The following is a 19,153-nucleotide window of genomic DNA, read 5'->3' on the forward strand; positions in this document are numbered from 1 at the left end:
TTACAGACCCTCCACTTCCAGACCCATAGCGCGAGCAGAACCGGCGATAGTGCGCACTGCGGCGTCCATATCAGCAGCGGTCAGGTCAGGACGCTTGGTGTTAACGATCTCTTCCAGCTGAGCGCGGGTCACAGTGCCCACTTTCTGGGTATTCGGGCGGGGTGAACCGCTCTTGATACCAGCAGCCTTCTTCAGCAGGTAAGATGCCGGCGGCGTCTTCATGGTGAAGGTAAAAGAGCGATCACTGTATACACTGATCACAACGGGCACAGGTGCACCTACTTCCATATCACCGGTCTGGGCGTTGAACGCCTTACAGAATTCCATGATATTCACACCGTGCTGACCCAGGGCTGGACCCACGGGCGGCGACGGGTTGGCCTTACCGGCCCCTACCTGCAGCTTAATATAAGCCTGAATTTTCTTAGCCATGATGTACTCCCATAGTTTGGGTGATTAACGCCTCGGATGGCATTGGCAGCGCCATCGTCTCCGGCTCCCCACACTCTGTACTTGACGAGCAAAATACAGAGACGCGAAAACCTCCCCGCACGGAGCCCGTGCAGGAAGGTGAATTTTACGAATTTACACTCAGGTCTTTTCGACCTGACCGAAATCCAGTTCTACCGGTGTGGAGCGACCGAAAATCAAAACTGCTACGCGCAGCTTGCTCTTTTCGTAGTTAACTTCTTCAACCACACCGTTAAAGTCGTTGAACGGGCCATCGCATACGCGGACCATTTCACCGGGCTCAAAAATTGTCTTGGGCTTGGGCTTATCTGCAGAATCATCAACACGCTGCAGAATGGCCTGAGCTTCTTTCTCGGTAATTGGCGCAGGCTTGTCGGCCTTACCACCAATGAAACCCATCACGCGAGGCGTTTCTTTTACCAGGTGCCAAGTGTCGTCATTCAACTCCATTTGGACCAACACATATCCCGGGAAGAATTTGCGCTCGCTCTTACGCTTTTGTCCGCCGCGCATCTCAACCACTTCTTCAGTGGGAACCAGCACGTCGCCGAACATATCCTGCATATTATGCAGTTCGATACGCTCCTTCAGCGAAGAGGCAACCTTCTTCTCAAACCCCGAGTAGGCGTGTACTACATACCAGCGCTTTGCCATTGCTCACCCTTAGTTATCAACCGATAATCAGTGATGCCAGCCAACCCAGCACTGAATCCAGAGCCCACAAAATCAACGCCATAACGAATACAACCGCCAGCACGATCAATGTGGTTTGGTTGGTCTCCTGGCGCGTGGGCCATACTACCTTGCGCACTTCCACCTGAGCTTCAAGCATCAGATTCCAGAACGCAGCGCCCTTGGCGGTTTTCACAGCGATGAAGATAGCAACCAAACCGGCAGCCACCAGACCGAGGATGCGATACAGCAATGCCACCTCACCGAACTGGGAGTTGGCAACCGCCATGCCGGCCACTATAGCCAACACCAGCAACCACTTAATCAGATCGAAACGATATTCCGGGGCTTCGACTTTCGCATTCATCAGGGAAACAACCCTTCATCACTCTTATAAAATGGCAGGCCAGGAGGGACTCGAACCCCCAACACCCGGTTTTGGAGACCGGTGCTCTACCAATTGAACTACTGGCCTGTATTAGCTCACGCTAAAACTAAAAACCGGCAAACCGGGGCTTCACCCCAGCCTGCCGGCACAGATCATTACTCGATGATCTTGGAAACAACGCCCGCACCTACGGTACGACCGCCTTCACGGATCGCAAAGCGCAGACCGTCTTCCATTGCGATAGGTGCAATCAGGGTAACTTCCATCTGGATGTTATCGCCTGGCATTACCATCTCAACGCCTTCTGGCAGCTCAACTGCACCAGTTACGTCAGTGGTACGGAAGTAGAACTGAGGACGGTAGCCTTTGAAGAATGGCGTGTGACGACCACCTTCGTCCTTGGACAGTACGTATACTTCGCCCTGGAACTTGGTGTGCGGCTTGATTGAACCTGGCTTACACAGAACCTGACCACGCTCTACGTCGTCACGCTTGGTACCACGCAGCAGAACACCTACGTTCTCACCAGCACGGCCTTCGTCCAGCAGCTTGCGGAACATTTCAACACCGGTACAGGTGGTCTTGGTGGTGTCGCGGATACCAACGATCTCGATTTCCTCGCCCACTTTCACGATACCACGCTCTACACGGCCGGTTACTACAGTACCGCGACCAGAGATAGAGAATACGTCTTCGATTGGCATCAGGAAGGCACCGTCGATGGCACGCTCTGGCTCAGGAATGTAAGAATCCAGAGTCTCTACCAGCTTCTTAACAGCGGTAGTACCCATTTCTTTGTCGTCCTGACCGTTCAGGGCCATCAGCGCAGAACCGATGATAATCGGGGTGTCGTCGCCTGGGAATTCGTACTGGCTCAACAGCTCACGAACTTCCATCTCAACCAGTTCCAGCAGCTCTTCGTCGTCTACCATGTCAGCTTTGTTCAGGAATACCACGATGTAAGGTACACCTACCTGACGGGACAACAGGATGTGCTCGCGGGTCTGCGGCATGGGGCCGTCAGCAGCGGAACATACCAGGATAGCGCCGTCCATCTGGGCAGCACCGGTAATCATGTTCTTAACGTAGTCGGCGTGGCCCGGGCAATCTACGTGTGCGTAGTGACGCACAGGTGAATCGTACTCTACGTGAGCAGCAGAGATGGTAATACCACGCTCACGCTCTTCTGGCGCAGAATCGATACCGTCGAAAGCAACTGCTTCACCGCCCCAAACTTCCGCACATACGCGAGTCAGAGCTGCGGTCAGAGTGGTTTTACCGTGGTCAACGTGACCGATGGTGCCCACGTTTACGTGGGGCTTGTTACGTTCAAACTTAGCCTTAGCCATTGCCATCGTCTCCTGTTTAGAGGGGCGCGAAACCGTTTTTCAAACAAAACAAAAATCCGCAAAAGGCCAGCCTTTGCGGAAACTGGAGCTCTTGACCGGAGTTGAACCGGTGACCTCACCCTTACCAAGGGTGTGCTCTACCAACTGAGCTACAAGAGCGTAAACCTTACATCTATTCACCCCAGCCAGAAGACTGGAGCGGGCAGCGGGAATCGAACCCGCATCATCAGCTTGGAAGGCTGAGGTTCTACCATTGAACTATGCCCGCATTGACTGACGAACATTTCCGGCAACAGCCAATCCGAAACTGAGCACCACCTTGGCGGCGCCTGCCAGATTCAACATCTGGACTTCAATAATGGTGCAGGGGGATGGATTATTCCCTACGGTCGCCGCTATCGCGGCGCTCGCCTGCGCTTCGCTGGTCGTCGAACCATCTCTCTGGTTCTCACTCCATCCCCAACGGGGATGCTTTCCAGCGACTGCCAGATTCAGCATCTGGACTTCAATAATGGTGCAGGGGGATGGATTCGAACCATCGAAGCTTTCGCGTCAGATTTACAGTCTGATCCCTTTGGCCACTCGGGAACCCCTGCCAAAGAGCCGGCAATTCTCCGGCTCAAGCTTGTGCTTGTCAACCATTTTTATGAATAAATTCACAGGCTTAGAGCACAATGCTTAATAAAAATGGAGCTGGTGAAAGGAGTTGAACCCTCGACCGCCTGATTACAAGTCAGATGCTCTACCAACTGAGCTACACCAGCAAAAAACCACCCAAAACACACCTTTTCAGGCCTGCCTGTAATGTGGAGGCGCGATTCTAGAGAAACTTATCCGAGGACGCAACAGCTGAACACAAATTTTGCCTAATCTCTTGTTTGGCGTCGGGCGGCAGCAGATTTGACCAGACCTCATCGCCAATCCGGGCAGCCTGGCCCGGTCCCAGCACCAGCCAGAGCTCTTTTTGAATGCGGGGTTTGGCCAACATTTTGGCGTCATACCCCAATCTGCGCATTTCGGCCATTCGCTGCTCGGCCAAGGGCTTTTGGGTAAACACCCCGAAGGAAATACCATTAGCCAGCTCGCCCCCGGGAATCAGGTAACTATCGATCTGCTTGGCCTGCAACTCGTGCAATCGCCGCAGCGCCTCCTGCTGGGATGGCTCGGGCGGGTTGTAGACCCAATAAGACTCGCCTGCATGTATTTCAAGGGACTGCAGATTAGACTCGGCCCCCAGCGCACGCAGACGCTCGCGCACAATGGCACCGCGATCCGAATCCACAAAAGGTCCCACCAGGGTACACACAGCTTCGCTGCTGTCCGGGGCGGGCTTCTGGGTTTTCTGCAACGCGGCCTGCACATCGCTATCCATTTCGGCAATCAGCGTCAGCGACTGCCCAGCAGGAGCCACATCCGGCGCGGCACGCACCACAGCCGCGGGCTCGTCCGCCGGCGACAGCAGGGTCCAGCCCAGCACCAAAAGGTTTAATGCCAACAATCCAAAAAATACCAATCGCATACTGAAAACCAGTGATCCTTGTTCTTTAACTCTATTCCAGCCTAGGGCAACACCAAGGCCAACCCATCCAGCACCAGATCGGGGACCAAACGCGAAGGCGTGAACTCCCGGGCCAGCAGGCCGCCCGCGCCGCCGGTAAACAGATAGTAATCCACCGGGCCAAATCGCCGTGCCGTCTCATGCACTAACCCGCTCAGCATCAGCGCCAAGGCACCAGACACCGCCTGCTGCGTATCCACCCCCGGTGCCAGCGGCATAGTGCCGGGCAAGTCCGGTACCTTGACGGCATGGGTGCCACTGTACAGAGCTGTGCGCATCAACTGAAGCCCGGGGCCAATAAAGCCACCCAAATGCCGACCAGGCTCACACACGTCCAGTGTGACCGCACTGCCTACATCAACCACCAACAACCGCGCGTCTGGCACCAATGCGAGCGCAGCCTGTACAGCCAGCCACCGGTCTATGCCCAGCCGCTCTGGCGCTGCATAACCACAGCTAACGCCATTAGCACCCGGCACCACCTGCGCCAATGCCACCGGAATACCGGGCGTGCACGCCAGGTAATTCACTAACGCACCGGTTCTTGCCTCGCCGGCCACAGAAGCCAAGCGCGCCCTCGTCAGCCCCGCAGGCAAGCCAAGCCCGCTGAAATCAAAACCGGCCTTGGCCTTCAGCGCCGCCCAGGGTTGTCCACCCCGCTGCGCGCCATCCGCCGTGCGCCATTTAACCGCCGTGTTCCCGCAGTCAAACTCAACGATCATGACCTGCCCGCAAACTCAGCTCTCCGCCATGCATTGCCTGAACACCATCATCGGTTTCCAGCAGCAGGGCGCCGGAGGCATCGACACCCCGCGCCACCCCCCGATGCACAGTGGCGGCACTGGACAAGGTCACAGGCACACCGGCAAATGCGTCGAGCCCCATCCACTCGCTGCGGAAAGCACTGAAACCCTCCCGGGCAAACTGCTCCAGCGCTGCGTGCATCTGGCTCAGTACCGCAGCCGCGAGATCATTGCGGGTCACCTTGACACCCAGCGAGGCCAGATCCACCCACGGCTGGTCGATCGCAGTCGCTGGCGGCATCGCCACATTCAGCCCGACCCCGACAACCACCCGGCACTCACCGGCCGGGTCACCCGTCATTTCAAGCAGAATGCCGCCCAACTTTTTACCGTTCACCAACAGGTCGTTCGGCCACTTGAGCTGCAGCCCCGTCAACCCAAGCGATGCGAGAGCACGGGCGCAGGCCACCCCCACCGCCAGACTGAGTCCGCTCAGGGCGGCAGCGCCACCAAAGAAGTGCCAACCCATGGACAGATACAGATTGGCCGCAAACGGGCTGACCCAGGCGCGCCCGCGGCGCCCGCGACCGGCAGTCTGTTGCTCTGCCAGCCAAACCCGCCCGTGAATGCCTTGCGCACTCGCCTCCACGGCCCGGGTATTGGTGGAGTCGGTGCAATATAGATGAACAATATCCAGGTGGCTTCGGGCCGGGGCGGACAACTGTGTGGTAATAATGGCCGGGTCGAGCAGGTCAAGGACGGCGGGCAGCCGATACCCTTTACCTTTGACCGACTCCACCGCCAGACCGTATTCATGCAACTTCTGTAGCTGTTTCCACACCGCCGTCCGGGATACGCCGAGCAGCTGCCCCAAATCCTCGCCCGAATGGAATTCGCCGTCCGCCAAACGCAACACCAGCGCATCCAGCGCCCTCGTCTCAGCCATCAGGACGCGCCACCCACATAGTTGCGGTGATAGCGGCTACCCAGGTTCGTCAACACTTCATAACCAATCGTATTCATGTGTTCGGCCACCAGGTTGACATCCAGTACCGGGCTCAACATATCGACCCAGGCCTCGCCGATGGGCGGCAGCTGCGCCTCAGGGATGGCGCTGACATCAAAAATCGTGGCGTCCATGGAGACCCGACCGATGATTGGCACCCGATGCCCGGCCAATTCGCCTTCGCCGCGATTACTCAGGCGCCGCAATAATCCATCGGCGTAGCCGCCTAACACCACAGCCAGTCGCTGACCCGCCTGAACCTGAACGGTGGCACTGTACCCGACCCACGAGGGCTCGGTAATGGTACGGTACTGAATCACCGGCAAACGCAAACTGACCACGGGGCGCATGGGGTTAGGCAAGGCCGGCGTCGGGTTCACGCCGTACATGGCGGCACCGGGGCGCGCCAGGTCGAAGTGAAACTCCTGACCGAGGAAAATGCCGGAAGAGTTGGCGAAGCTCAACACCACCTCGGGCCAGCGGGCCTTCACCGCCGGCACCAATTGGCTGTATTGGGTGAGCTGTTGCTGATTCAGCGGGTGCCCGGGCTCATCTGCGCAGGCCAGATGGCTCATGAAGATTTTTACATCCAGTCGCTCGGCGTCAGCGCTCTCAATAAAACGCTGCAACTCCTGCGGCGACATTCCCAGCCGGGTCATGCCCGAATTGAGATTTATTACGCAGGGCGCACTGGTGCCGCTGGCCGCCGTCGCCACCAACCAACGCTCGATGGCATCGAGGGAAAACAGGCTGGGCCACAATCCCGCCTCCACAAAGCCCTGCTCTCGCCCGGGCCGCACGCCGCCCAGCACCACTATGCGGGCTTGCGGTAAAGCTTCTCGCAGGAGAAGGCCTTCGTCAGTGGTGGCCACAAAAAAATTGGCACAACCCGCGCGCCACAGCGCCTGCGACACCGGCACCATCCCGAGCCCATAGGCATTGGCTTTGACCACTGCCGCACACACACTGGGCGCCACACGGGCCGCCAATTGCCGCCAATTGGCGACGATCGCATCGAGATCAATGGTCAGAATTCCGTCGTGCATAGGCACCTCCACTGCAGGCGCACAATATTACGCACTAACCCACACTGACGGTAGCCGCTCTGACAGTTTCTTTTTGCCGGGTGACACCAACCGACGAGTGATAGGCCGCCATCAACACAGCGCTGAACAGCAAAACCGCGCCGGCCTGGTGCAGTGCGCCCAGCCAGATGGGCACCGCCAACAGTAGCGTGCTGATGCCAAGACAAACCTGCAACGCCAATGCTGCGAGCAGAAACAGCGCCCATGGACGCGTATGTGCACTATCCCGCCACAAACGCACGGCCAACAGGACTAACAAGACAGTGAGCAGGTACGCCAGCAGACGGTGGTTGAACTGTACTGTGGTGATCTGCTCAAACGCAGCCAGCCAGGCGGGCGAATAGTCATAGAGGCCGGGCGGAATCCACTGGCCCGCCATCAGCGGCCAGGTATTGTAGGCATGTCCTGCGCGGATCCCAGCCACCAGCCCGCCAGACAAGATCATCACAAAGGTGGCCGGCACCGCCAGCCGGGCCAGCCAGTGACGTGCACCCGATTGCGCAGGCCACAGCAATCGGGCAATCAGCCAGAGTATGTAGCCATAAATAAGCACCGCCAACCCCAAATGGGCGGTCAAACGGTACTGGCTGACGCGCGGGTTATCCACCAGCCCGCTTTTGACCATATACCAACCCAGCACGCCTTGCAGGCCGCCCAATACAAACAAAGCCGACAGATGTGGCTTAAACGCCGGACGGATCTGACCACGCCACCAGAACACCACCAACGGGAAAAAAAACAGCACGCCTATCAGACGGCCCAGCAACCGGTGCAGATATTCGAACCAGAAAATCTGCTTGAAGCCCGCCAGGTCCATGCCGGTATTGACCTTTTGGTACTCGGGATACTGCTGGTACTTTTCGAACTCCTGCAGCCATTCGCCTTCGTTCAAGGGTGGCAACACCCCTACTACAGGTTTCCACTCCACGATGGACAAGCCCGACTCGGTCAGGCGGGTTACTCCGCCCAACACAATCATGCCGTAAATGGTGAGGGCGCATACGAACAACCAGATCACCAGGTTGCGGTCATTCAGGCCCGGGGTGCGGTCAATCATTTTTATTCTCCAGCACTGCATAAGCAGCCACAGTCTAAGTTTGATTCCGTATAACTCACAAGTGCCAGGCTGGATAAACTTAATTGAATATCCTGCAGGTCAAACATATGAGTACCGCACGCTTGGGCGATATTTTGCTCGCCCGTAACTGGATTGGTGAAGAACAGCTGAACCGCGCGATCAGGGAGCAGGCCCGCAGTCAGTTGCCGCTCGGGCAGATCCTGTTGGCACAGGCCAGCATCAGCGAACGCCAGTTAAAGCGGGCGCTACGCTGGCAGCGCTTTGCCCGCGCAGCGTTGCTCATGGGCAGCCTCGGCGCGGCAGCGGCACCGGTTGGCGCATCAGAAGCCCAACGGCTGACGGATCAACTGGTGGAGCGGATCGGCGCGCAATCGAGCAGTGCGCGTACTGGCGCCAAGAAGTCCACCGGCGAACGGCAAAACCCCGTTAAAACACTGCTTGGCACCCCCACATGGACGCTGTTGCAAGGCCGTTACTCTCTGGGCGCCGATAGCAGCACCGAAGGCGTGCGATACCAGGCCCGCTGGAGTGCAAGCAAAGTATCACTGGAGATTCGCTACCAGTTTTGATCTGCGACCAATTCCGCTAAGCTAGTCGCACCACAGGATTGATTCGGGACCGGCATGGTGCAGGGAGAGTTCCAGTTCACGCTTAATGATCGCGCCGGTGAGCTGCAGATCAACGGCGATTGGTTGCGCGGTAGCGCGCCCTTGGGATCACAGCTGCTATCACAACTGCCCGAAAACCTCACAAGCCTCAGCCTGTCTGCTGAGCACTTAGGACGCTGGGACACCGCCCTGCCCGCGGCCTTGTATCCTTTAGCCCGCCACTGCCAAACACAAGGCATCCCGCTGACAACCGACCAACTCCCCGCCAGCCTTCAGCAATTACTGGCACTGGCTACCGGCGTCAAAGTGGCCGATGCCGATCAGACCGAGGCCCGGCACAGTCTGCGCCAACGCTGGATAGAAGCCACCATCCGGGCCGGCCACCGGATACAGGACCAGATGATATTCATCGGCGATCTGACGCTGGCCTTTGGCCGATGGCTCGGCGGGCGCACCAAAACGCGCCGGCGGGACATCGCGTTTTTCATACGACAATCCGGTCCCGAGGGCCTGGCGATCATCTCCCTGATTGCGCTGCTGGTCGGCATGATTCTGGCTTACCTGGGTTCCATTCAGCTGCGCCAGTGGGGCGCACAGGTTTACGTTGCCAACCTGGTGGCGCTGGGCATGGTGCGGGAGATGGGCGCACTGATGACCGCGGTGATCATGGCTGGCCGCACCGGCGCGGCCTACGCCGCGCAGCTCGGCACCATGCAGGTCAACGAAGAAATAGACGCACTCAAGGTCATGGGCGTGAGCAGCATGGAGTTTCTGGTGCTGCCGCGGGTGCTGGCGCTGGTATTCGTGATGCCACTGTTGTGCATTTATGCCGATATCATCGGCATCATCGGCGGCTCCATCGTGGCGGCCGGCATGGACGTAGGGCTGCTGCAATACCTGCAGCAAACCCAGGGCGCCGTGGACTGGCTGGATATTTTTACCGGCATCATCAAAAGCCTGGTATTCGGGCTGCTGATTGCCCTTGCCGGGTGCCAGGCGGGAATCAATTGCGGCCGCAACTCCACCGCAGTCGGAAGAGCCACTACCGAGGCAGTGGTTCGCGCCATTGTTTACCTGGTGGTAGCAGACGCAGGCATCAACATTATTTACGACAAGCTGGGCATATGAACGACACGGCAGCCTTTGTTGAAGTGCGCGACCTGGCCATTGGCTACGGGCAACGGCGGGTTCAGCAGGCGCTGAACTTTACCGTCAACCGGAACGATATTTTTTTTGTGATTGGCGGCAGTGGTTGCGGCAAGACCACGCTGCTGAAAAGCATGATCGGACTGCTGCCACCGTTACAGGGACAGATTTTATACAACGGCACTGAGTATTACGGCGCCAACCACGACACCCAACTCTCACTCATGCAGAACTGGGGTATTACCTTTCAGACCGGCGCCTTGTTTTCCAGCATGACGCTGGGCGAAAACGTAGCCCTGCCCCTGCAACTTTATACCGACTACAGCGAGCAGCAGATCGCTGAAGCCGTGGATTACAAATTGGCGCTCGTGGGCCTGGCGGGCTATCAAAAATATTACCCCGCCGAACTTTCCGGTGGCATGCAAAAACGCGCCGGTCTGGCACGCGCCATTGCGCTCGACCCCGAGCTGCTGTTTTTTGATGAACCTTCGGCAGGGCTCGATCCCATCAGTTCGCTCAGACTGGATCAATTAATCGTAGAGATTTGCCAAGCGCTGAATTCAACGGTCATTATAGTGTCCCACGAGTTACCCAGTATTTTATCCATTGGCACCAACGGGGTTTTCCTGGACAACCAGACCAACACCATGCTGGATGCCGGGCCACCGCAGCAAATGGCGGCCCGCGGCGCCCACCCCCGGGTTACACAATTTCTCAATAGAGAGACGTCATGAGTCACAACAGGAAACTCAGTTTTGCCATCGGCGCGTTTATTTCCGGCGCCCTTATGCTGGCGTTCTTTGCCATGCTGTTTTTCTCCGGCGGCCGGCTGTTTGCCCAAAAGGAACCGGTGGTGATGTACTTTGGTGGTTCAGTGCAAGGCCTACAGGTGGGCGCCCCGGTAAAACTGAAAGGTGTCATCATCGGTGAGATCACGGATATCCGCATCAGTTTCCAGGAAAGTGCCGCCTCGGTATTCACCACCGTGGAAGCCGACCTTGTACTCAAGCGTGTCACCGCCCAAGGCCGCGAAGCCGGCACCCAGTTTCTGACCGAAGCCATCGCCAACGGCCTGCGCGCGCAATTGAACTTTCAGAGTCTGTTGACCGGGCTGCTGTATGTGGAACTGGATTTTCATCCGGACGTCGACGCCCTCTTCAAAGGTGTTGCGAGTGATGCCATTGAAATCCCGACCATGGCCACCAACTTTGAGCAGCTGTCGGCCAAATTCCAGAATATCAATATCGAAAGTCTCGTCAGTAACATCAACACGCTGGCTGTGCGCGTGACCGAGCTGGTGGAAAGCGGCCAGATTGAAACCACGTTCGAGGGCGCCAAACGCACCCTGTCTTCCATCGAGGCGGCGGCAAACAATCTGAACCGCGAATTGAAAACCACCAGCGACGAACTCAATGCGGGGCTGCAGGACACCCGCCGGCTGGTGAATCGGCTGAACCAGGAAGTGCCCAATATCAGCAATGACCTGCAGGCCAGTCTGGACCAGCTGCATCAAAGCCTGCTGAGTTTTGACAAGGCCGCCAAGAATATCGACCACACGTTTTCTGAAGACTCTATCGTGCTCAACCGACTGGATCGCAGCCTGCAGGATGTGAGCCGGGCCGCGCGCGCGTTGCGGCAACTGTCCGAAAGTCTTGACGCTGAACCGGACGCCCTGTGGCGTGGACGGGAGGAAGAACGCTGATGAAACACCTGTTATTGATTGTTATTGCCAGCGGATTATGGGCCTGCGCAGCCAGCCCTGCACGCCAACACTTTTTGCTCCAGGCCCAATCACCTGGTGCCTGGCAAAGCGCTACCCCGGTCACCCGGGTGGTGGGTGTGGGGCCGGTAAAAGTGGCTGATTATCTGACCCGGCCGACACTGACCGTGCAGAATGCAGACGGCAGCCTGTGGAGTCCTGCGCGCATGATGTGGGCAGAACCCCTGCAAGCGGGGATTGCCCGGGTCATTGCCCTTAACCTAACCGGCCAGCACGCGGACACCGGCTTTACCTTGTTTCCCTGGCGGCGGGACCAGGCCCCATCCATCAGTGTACGATTAGATATGCACGACCTCAGTCGTCGAGACCAGCAACTCTGGCTCAGCGCCAGCTGGTCCCTATGGACCGTTGACCAACCCGCACCTGTGATTCAGCAGCATTTTTATCGATCTACGCCACTTGATCGCGACAACCAGGCTGTGCCGCGGGCGCTCAGCGCACTCCTGCAACAACTGAGCGATGAGATCGCGCCCCATCTGGCCAATGCCACACCGTCGCCGGCAAAATGACGGTCAGAAGGGCGCGTAAGGACACAGTGAAAAACAGCCATTCGCCTGGACGCGCCGCCACCCTCCGGTTTTGCTTGCCCACACGAAAACTGCACAAGTAGCCTGTAAAGGGCCTGCTAGACTTGGCCTATGAACCGGCCACCCCCACTTCGCATCCTGCTTCAGTTGCTCCTACCGGCGCTGGCCTACTACCTCGCCGGTAAGCTGGGCCTGCTGTTGGCCATTCCACCCGGCTTCGCCTCCGCCGTCTGGCCCGCCGCGGGGGTCGCATTGACGTTTGCGTTGCTCAGACCAGGCCTCATTACACTGCTCGGCATTGGATTCGGGTCGTTTGCCGTTAACCTCGGTGTCATCAGCAACGTAGCACAGCTGAATCTGATCAGTCTGATCACGCCGGCAGTGATCGCCTGCGGCGCCATACTCCAAGCCGCGGCCGGCGCCTGGTTGTTCCGGCAACTGCTTGGCCAGGCACGGACCTTCGACGCCCCACAGGCGATCGCCCGCTTCATGCTGATTGTTGCACCCGCAAGCTGCCTGATTGCCGCCACAATCGGCGTCAGCATCCTGTATGAGCGGGGCATTATTACGCCGGATAACGCCTTGTTCACCTGGAGCACCTGGTGGGTGGGTGACGCGATCGGCGCATTACTGATTACCCCGTTGGCGCTAGAAATATTTTCGCGCAAAGCCTCGCCATTCCGCGCCCGCCGCTGGCAAATTCTCGTGCCCTCCTGCGTCCTGTTGCTGTGCGTCTCACTGCTGTTCAGCTTCTCCAAGCAAAGCCGGCATCAACAGATTGAGGCAGATATTGATGCCGATTGCGCCGAGCTGTTTCATGCATTGGAGCAGGTGTTTTCAGGAGCAACACAAAACCTCGCGGCGCATCAGGCACTGTTTACCAGCCAGAGTGAGTTTGACTGGGCGGCGTTTGAACGGTTTTCACAAACCCTGTCGATCCACAACCACGGCTTGTTCGGGGTAGCCTGGAACCCCAGAGTGACAGCGGAACAACGCGCACAATTTGAGCGGGACACCCAGGCGCAGGGGCTCGACGGCTTTCACATACGCCAGTTGAATGGCCGCAACGAGCTGGAATCGGCGGATCTGAGAGATACCTACTACCCGGTACAATATATTTTCCCTTTGGAGGCCAATACACGCGCGCTGGGCTTTGACCTGGCGAGCCGCCCGGACCGACGAGCGGCACTGGACCAGGCGATCAGCACCGGACGTCCGGCCGCCACCCGGCCGCTGACACTGGTACAGAATAACGGCGAACATGAAGGACTCATTCTCTACCTGCCGGTCTATCGTGAACAGCAATTACTGGGCTTTGTCAGTGGCATTTTCAGGACCATCGATCTGTTCAACCAGGTGACGCAACAAGCGCAAGCACTGCGGTACGGGCTGCAGTTACGCGACATTACCGAGGCCGATCAACCAGTGCTCATAATCGCCGCCCCCCAGCCCCCGCTCGGCGGATTCAGTGCGCGCCACTTCACCCTGGATTTTGGCGGTCGCACTCTGGAGGCCAGCATCTATCCAGACCAAACCTACCTGTTGGCAACCAAAGACTGGACCAGCTGGAGCATACTGACGCTTGGCTTCCTGATTACCGCGCTGCTCCAGACCTTGCTGCTGTTACTGACCGGGACCAATGAGCAAATCGGGCGGGAAGTGCTACGTAAAACACGCAGCCTGAAAAAAGCGGTGAAGCAAGCTCAAGCCGCCGACCAGGCCAAATCAGATTTCCTCGCCAACATGAGCCACGAACTCAGAACCCCGCTCAACGCGGTCACATTATTAATCAATCGCTGCCTGAAAACGGACCTGGACCAATCTCAATCCAGCCTGCTTACCAATGCCCGCCTGGCAGCCGACACGCTGATGTCGCTGATAAACCACACGCTCGACTACTCGAAAATCGGTGCGGGTCAACTCACGCTGGAACACATTGATTTTTCACTGCAGAAAATTCTGGAAAAGATGACGGCCATTTTTTCCATTCAGGCCGAAACCAAGCAGGTGGCGTTTGAGCTCGACGTGCCTCACCCCCTTCCCCCATTATTCAACGGTGACCCACTCCGGATTGAGCAAATACTTTTCAACCTGTGTGGCAATGCCCTGAAATTCACCCCGCAAGGCCAGGTAACCCTGAGCGTCAATTATGTTGCCTCTACGCCCGCCGGGCCACAGGTAGAGATTATTGTGTCGGATACCGGCATCGGCATCAGCCATAACAAACAGGCCCAGTTGTTTAACGCCTTCTCACAGGCCGACAGCTCCACCACCCGCCAATATGGCGGCACCGGGCTTGGGCTGGCTATCTGTAAAAGCCTCACCGATCTGATGGGGGGCAGGATTGCGATAGAAAGTCAGGAAGGAACAGGCACTCGCGTGAGCGTCACATTGCCACTCAAACCGGCCGCGACCGCAACGGACTATCCGGTTCAGGTGCCCCTCGCCGAACAACCTTTGGCAGATAAACACCTGCTGCTGGTCGAAGATATCGCCATTAACCGCGAACTAGCCACGTTCCTGCTGGAAGACTTTGGCGCCAAGGTTACCGGGGCAGAAAATGGCCGCCATGCGCTGGCACAGCTGGCCCTGCACCCGGATATTGATCTGGTACTGATGGATATTCAGATGCCCGAAATGGACGGCTACCAGGCCACGGCCGCCATCCGGCAAATGCCCGGCCATGAGAATCTGCCGATCATCGCCATGACCGCCAATGCCGTTAACAGTGATATCGACGCCTGCCTTGCGGCCGGTATGAACGACCATGTGGGTAAGCCCATCGACGAAGCCGCACTGATCAGCACAATCTGCAAGCACCTGCCGCAATGATCGGTAAAAAATACGGCCAATAAAAAAGGGGCTGCCTTGCGGCAACCCCTTTTCAAATATGGTAGCTAGAGGCGGACTTGAACCGCCGACCCCAGCATTATGAGTGCTGTGCTCTAACCAGCTGAGCTATCTAGCCATACTACCCGCACAAGACCAGCCTGCTCGAGAGGGCGCGAATTTTGGCAATTCACCCTTGTGATGTCAAGGGTAAAGTGTACTTTTATCGCCCCCTCAACAGCGCCGCCAGCATGGAGCCCAGTACCACCAGCAAGGCGCCCAACCAACTGAGCCAATTCATGGGCTCGGGCTCGAGGAAGCTCGGCGCCAACAGGTCAACCACGTGCACGCTGAGCATGGTAAACACCGGCACCAGGGTGATCGACGCACTCACCCGGCTGGCTTCCCAGTGCTGGAGCGCGATGGCGAAAGTGCCGTAGGCCACAATGGTGTTCAGGGCGGCAAACAACAGGCATGCCCAGGCCAGAGGGCTCAGACGGGCAAAAGCAGTATAATCCGCAAAGGGTGCAAAACTGATGGCGCCCACGGTAAAGATCAACCACAGGATCTCCATGCTGCTGAACTGGCGCTGCAGCTGCTTCTGAATCACCCCATAGACGGCCCAAACCACTGCGGCAATGACAATCATAAATAAGCCAAAGGCATAGCGCCCCTGCCCGCCGATGAGCGATTGCCAGATCTCGTCCAGACGCAAATTGAAAAACAGCACCAGGCCCAACCCGAACAGCAACACACCCACGGCCTGCCCAGGTGAAAAGGACTCTTTGAAAACCAACAAGCTCAGCAACAGCATCAACATGGGCGCCAGCTGGATCAACACCTGTGATGCCGATGCGGTGGTGTAATCCAGGCCGATCACATACCAGAGGAAGTTACTGAGCAGGCAGATACTCGCAAGCAGGAATGGGCCCCGGGCACCTGGGGCCAGCATGCGTCCCACGGGCAAGCCAGTGGTACGCAGCAAATAAAGGCCAATCAATAGCGCCGAGACAGTAAACCGGAACCAGGTCACGGTGGTGGGGTCCATCGGCCCCAACACCCCCTTCAGGGCAATCGGCAGAAGGCCCCACATAATGGCTGTGCACAACGCCAGTGCAAACCCCAACTGCCAACGGCCACTTACCTGATGCACTCAACGCTCCCATACATGGTACTTAAGTAGAGGGCCATGAGACGAATAAGCGTTTCCTGCCCTCATTGATTGCCACATTGGTCGTGCAATCTATATATTGTGACCGATAGGTCTCAGAAGGTCATTGACCATTTTGTGTAATCCTTTATGTTAGACCGGATGGCAATGGATATTGCCCGCCGGGGTACCGCGTTTGTGGTCCCGCCCCGGACCACAATAAAGGCACCTTGCTAACAATAACAACCAAGAGAGCCGATTTATGACATCGCACAAGAGCACGTATCGTTTTACCCGCGGCGTTCTGTCGCTGGCAGTAGCCACTGCCATCGCCGGCGTAGCCACGCCCAGTGTCGCCCAGCAGGATTTTGCACTGGAAGAAATCGTCGTCACCGCCCAGAAGCGCGCGGAATCCGTCGATGACGTCCCAATTACCATCAACGCCTTCGCCGCCGACGGCATCCGCGAAATGGGCGCCCAGAACGTCAATGACATGGGCACGTTCATCCCCGGCGTTGAAACCAACGTGGGCGACACCAGCCAGGCGAGCTTCACCATTCGCGGTATTTCCACCAATGACTTCGGCTCAGGCTCAGACCCAGCCGTTGCCGTCTATGTAGACGGTGTTTACACCGGTCACGGCGGTTCAGCACTGGTCAACTTCAATGACATCGATCGCGTTGAAGTGCTGAAAGGCCCGCAGGGTACGCTGTTCGGCCGTAACGCCGCCGCCGGTGCAATCAGCATCACCACCAAAGCCCCGTCTCAGGAGACCGAGGGCTATGTGGATGTCCAGATGGGCAACTACAACAAACAGAAAATTGCCATGGGTTTCAGCACCGGCCTGAGCGACACAGTGGCATTCCGCGTAGGTGGCTACACCAACAAGCGCGACGGCTTTATCAATAACGCCTCAGACACCGGGATTGCCGGTGACAGCCTGTGGACCGAAGACGACCATGGCGTGGTAGCTTCATTGCTGTGGCAACCCGGCGAGAACACCGATGTGATCCTGCGCGGTGACTACAACAAAGAAGACACCGATGGCCCTATCGGCTCTTCCTTTACACTGGCACCCGACAATATTTACGACGATTACACCACTGACAACGCCGGTTTTAATGATCGCACCATCCAGGGTGCCAGCCTGACTATCACCCACGGCTGGGATGACTTCACGTTGACATCTATTACCGCCCAGCGTGGTTACGAATTCCATCAGAATGAAGAGGAAGACGGTACCGACAACGCGCGCTTCTTCCTGACCACTGACACGATTGAAGACCAAAGCCAGTTCAGCCAGGAATTCCGGTTGAATTTTGAAAATGAAGATATCAAGTGGTTCGTAGGCGCCAGCTACTTCAAAGACAAGATTGACCAGACCTATCTGGTGGATGCCACCACTATTACGCTGGATACATTCTTCCTGGTGGATGCTTTCGGTGCAGTATTTGAAAATCCTGCTGCCTATGTAGCGGCCAATCCGCAGTTGACTGGCGGCGGCATGCAGGGCTTTCTGACCACTGGCATAGCACCAATGCTGAATGCCCAATTGGCTCCCTTCGGCTTGTCTATGCAGGCTGTAGATATCGGCAATGCCACTGTAAGCAACCTGAATGCGGCCAACGGCGGAACGCCTTGGCAGGAAGCGATGCACAACAGTCGAGAGCTCACGAGCTACGCAGTTTATGGTGATGTGACTTACTCCATAACCGACACCATCGATGCGACCCTGGGTCTGCGCTGGAGTAAAGACGAAAAAGACTTCGCGATTCAGTCCAGCTACACCAATCTGATCCAGATCCCGACATTGACTGTCAATGCTCTGAACACCAGCCTGCCTACTTCTGCTATTCCAGGCGCTCCGCAGGCTATTCCGTTCGGCCTGATCTTCTTTGAGCAGATTGGCACCCCAGGAAACCCCGAGCTGAAAAATGACGCCTGGAGCTCTGTCGACCCACGTCTGGTTGTGAATTACCGCCCAACCGACGACATGATGATCTTCGGTTCACTGGCCAAAGGCTACAAGGCCGGCGGCTTTAATAGCCTGGGCGACGACCCAAGCTTCGATAATGAAGATGTGATCAACGGTGAAGTTGGTATGAAATCCAAATTCATGGATGGTCGCATGCGTCTTAACGCTTCCTACTATTACTTCGAATACGACAACCTGCAAATCCTCAAGCTTTCCGGGCCTGCAGGCGTGATTCCCACTTACAACATCAAAAACGCCGACGCGAAAGGCCAGGGTGTTGAGCTGGAATGGCAATTCCTTGCCACCGAAAACCTGATGCTGGCCGCCAACTATGGCTGGACCACCACCGAGTACACCCGCTACGAACAGTTTGATGGTGACGAACCCGGATTTACCCTCGTGGGTGAGCCCTTGTCTTCTATGCCTGAAAACAAGTTCAACGCCATGGCGGAATACACCTTTAACTTCGCCAATGACCTGGCCTTCCGCATTCGTGGTGATTACAACTACACCGGCGACCGTGTGAATAACTCAGGCGTAGGTGCAGGCCAAGAAATCGAAGGCTTCCAGGTAGTCAACCTGCGCGCCACGCTGGAAAATGCAGCGGGCGACTGGTCTCTGGCCCTGTACGCCAACAACCTGTTTGACGAAGAGTACCTGTGGGATATCGGCGGTACTGGTGACGGTATCGGCTCTCCTGTGGCGACCCGTGGCCTGCCACGCATGTACGGCCTGCAGGCACGCTATAACTTCTGATCGGGTAGCTGATCTGAAGGCATAGTTTTACA

The 19,153-nt window shown here is 57.2% G+C and carries 18 protein-coding genes and 6 tRNA genes; 7 read left to right on the top strand and 17 right to left on the bottom strand.

Going from position 1 to position 19,153, the window contains the following annotated elements; translation table 11 throughout:
- The 15 genes from rplK to M5M_RS09115 all read right to left on the bottom strand — a co-directional run bounded on the left by rplK (position 1) and on the right by M5M_RS09115 (position 8,329).
- Positions 1–432 (bottom strand): 50S ribosomal protein L11, encoded by a 432-nt coding sequence (gene rplK / locus M5M_RS09050; RefSeq protein ID WP_015047195.1) that lies wholly within the window; start codon positions 430–432, stop codon positions 1–3.
- Between the two features lie 159 nt (positions 433–591).
- A complete protein-coding gene (gene nusG, locus M5M_RS09055) occupies positions 592–1,125 on the bottom strand; it encodes a transcription termination/antitermination protein NusG (protein ID WP_015047196.1) in 534 nt (177 codons plus the stop codon).
- Positions 1,126–1,141: 16 nt separating this feature from the next.
- A complete protein-coding gene (secE, locus tag M5M_RS09060; RefSeq protein ID WP_015047197.1) occupies positions 1,142–1,510 on the bottom strand; it encodes a preprotein translocase subunit SecE in 369 nt (122 codons plus the stop codon).
- A 32-nt stretch (positions 1,511–1,542) separates the two neighbouring features.
- Positions 1,543–1,618: transfer RNA gene (locus tag M5M_RS09065), tRNA-Trp, on the bottom strand.
- A 68-nt stretch (positions 1,619–1,686) separates the two neighbouring features.
- Positions 1,687–2,880 carry an elongation factor Tu gene (tuf, locus tag M5M_RS09070; protein WP_015047186.1) on the bottom strand — a complete coding sequence of 398 codons (1,194 nt, stop codon included), beginning with the start codon at positions 2,878–2,880 and terminating at the stop codon, positions 1,687–1,689.
- An 83-nt stretch (positions 2,881–2,963) separates the two neighbouring features.
- A tRNA-Thr gene (locus M5M_RS09075) sits at positions 2,964–3,039 on the bottom strand.
- Between the two features lie 35 nt (positions 3,040–3,074).
- A tRNA-Gly gene (locus M5M_RS09080) sits at positions 3,075–3,148 on the bottom strand.
- Positions 3,139–3,378 (bottom strand): hypothetical protein, encoded by a 240-nt coding sequence (locus M5M_RS19875; protein ID WP_015047198.1) that lies wholly within the window; start codon positions 3,376–3,378, stop codon positions 3,139–3,141. The genes M5M_RS09080 and M5M_RS19875 overlap by 10 nt, the downstream gene beginning before the upstream one ends.
- Positions 3,379–3,392: 14 nt before the next feature.
- Positions 3,393–3,476 (bottom strand) — tRNA-Tyr (locus tag M5M_RS09085).
- A 92-nt stretch (positions 3,477–3,568) separates the two neighbouring features.
- Positions 3,569–3,644, bottom strand: a tRNA-Thr gene (locus M5M_RS09090).
- A gap of 56 nt (positions 3,645–3,700) precedes the next feature.
- Positions 3,701–4,399, bottom strand: a complete 699-nt coding sequence (locus tag M5M_RS09095; RefSeq protein ID WP_015047199.1) for an SPOR domain-containing protein — start codon at positions 4,397–4,399, stop codon at positions 3,701–3,703.
- 41 nt (positions 4,400–4,440) lie between these two features.
- Complete coding sequence (locus M5M_RS19485; protein WP_015047200.1) at positions 4,441–5,160, bottom strand: type III pantothenate kinase; 720 nt, start codon at positions 5,158–5,160, stop codon at positions 4,441–4,443.
- Complete coding sequence (gene birA, locus M5M_RS09105) at positions 5,150–6,127, bottom strand: bifunctional biotin--[acetyl-CoA-carboxylase] ligase/biotin operon repressor BirA (protein ID WP_015047201.1); 978 nt, start codon at positions 6,125–6,127, stop codon at positions 5,150–5,152. The genes M5M_RS19485 and birA overlap by 11 nt, the downstream gene beginning before the upstream one ends.
- Positions 6,127–7,233 (bottom strand): alanine racemase, encoded by a 1,107-nt coding sequence (gene alr, locus M5M_RS09110; RefSeq protein WP_015047202.1) that lies wholly within the window; start codon positions 7,231–7,233, stop codon positions 6,127–6,129. Before alr ends, birA begins: the two co-directional genes overlap by 1 nt.
- A gap of 34 nt (positions 7,234–7,267) precedes the next feature.
- The gene (locus M5M_RS09115; protein ID WP_016389322.1) at positions 7,268–8,329 is read right to left on the bottom strand and encodes a COX15/CtaA family protein; all 1,062 of its coding nucleotides are present in this window, start codon (positions 8,327–8,329) and stop codon (positions 7,268–7,270) included.
- Positions 8,330–8,436: 107 nt separating this feature from the next.
- Between M5M_RS09115 and M5M_RS19490 the strand changes: the two genes are divergently transcribed.
- The 6 genes from M5M_RS19490 to M5M_RS09145 all read left to right on the top strand — a co-directional run bounded on the left by M5M_RS19490 (position 8,437) and on the right by M5M_RS09145 (position 15,243).
- Positions 8,437–8,919: a cyclic di-GMP-binding domain-containing protein, MshE-related gene (locus tag M5M_RS19490; protein ID WP_016389323.1), complete on the top strand. Its 483-nt coding sequence runs from the start codon at positions 8,437–8,439 to the stop codon at positions 8,917–8,919.
- 54 nt (positions 8,920–8,973) lie between these two features.
- The gene (locus tag M5M_RS09125) at positions 8,974–10,086 is read left to right on the top strand and encodes an ABC transporter permease (protein WP_015047204.1); all 1,113 of its coding nucleotides are present in this window, start codon (positions 8,974–8,976) and stop codon (positions 10,084–10,086) included.
- On the top strand, positions 10,083–10,838 hold the full coding sequence (locus M5M_RS09130; RefSeq protein ID WP_015047205.1) for an ABC transporter ATP-binding protein: 756 nt from the start codon (positions 10,083–10,085) through the stop codon (positions 10,836–10,838). Before M5M_RS09125 ends, M5M_RS09130 begins: the two co-directional genes overlap by 4 nt.
- The gene (locus tag M5M_RS09135; RefSeq protein WP_015047206.1) at positions 10,835–11,806 is read left to right on the top strand and encodes an MlaD family protein; all 972 of its coding nucleotides are present in this window, start codon (positions 10,835–10,837) and stop codon (positions 11,804–11,806) included. Before M5M_RS09130 ends, M5M_RS09135 begins: the two co-directional genes overlap by 4 nt.
- Positions 11,806–12,393: a PqiC family protein gene (locus M5M_RS09140; RefSeq protein WP_015047207.1), complete on the top strand. Its 588-nt coding sequence runs from the start codon at positions 11,806–11,808 to the stop codon at positions 12,391–12,393. The genes M5M_RS09135 and M5M_RS09140 overlap by 1 nt, the downstream gene beginning before the upstream one ends.
- Positions 12,394–12,522: 129 nt before the next feature.
- Entirely contained in the window at positions 12,523–15,243 is a 2,721-nt protein-coding gene (locus M5M_RS09145) for a CHASE domain-containing protein (protein WP_015047208.1), read from the top strand.
- Between the two features lie 59 nt (positions 15,244–15,302).
- Here the strand turns inward: M5M_RS09145 and M5M_RS09150 are convergent.
- A tRNA-Met gene (locus M5M_RS09150) sits at positions 15,303–15,379 on the bottom strand.
- An 84-nt stretch (positions 15,380–15,463) separates the two neighbouring features.
- Positions 15,464–16,393 carry a DMT family transporter gene (locus M5M_RS09155; RefSeq protein WP_015047209.1) on the bottom strand — a complete coding sequence of 310 codons (930 nt, stop codon included), beginning with the start codon at positions 16,391–16,393 and terminating at the stop codon, positions 15,464–15,466.
- Positions 16,394–16,652: 259 nt separating this feature from the next.
- Between M5M_RS09155 and M5M_RS09160 the strand changes: the two genes are divergently transcribed.
- Positions 16,653–19,121, top strand: a complete 2,469-nt coding sequence (locus M5M_RS09160) for a TonB-dependent receptor (protein WP_015047210.1) — start codon at positions 16,653–16,655, stop codon at positions 19,119–19,121.
- Positions 19,122–19,153 lie beyond the last annotated feature (32 nt).

The sequence above is a fragment of the Simiduia agarivorans SA1 = DSM 21679 genome, from assembly GCF_000305785.2.
GTDB lineage: Bacteria > Pseudomonadota > Gammaproteobacteria > Pseudomonadales > Cellvibrionaceae > Simiduia > Simiduia agarivorans.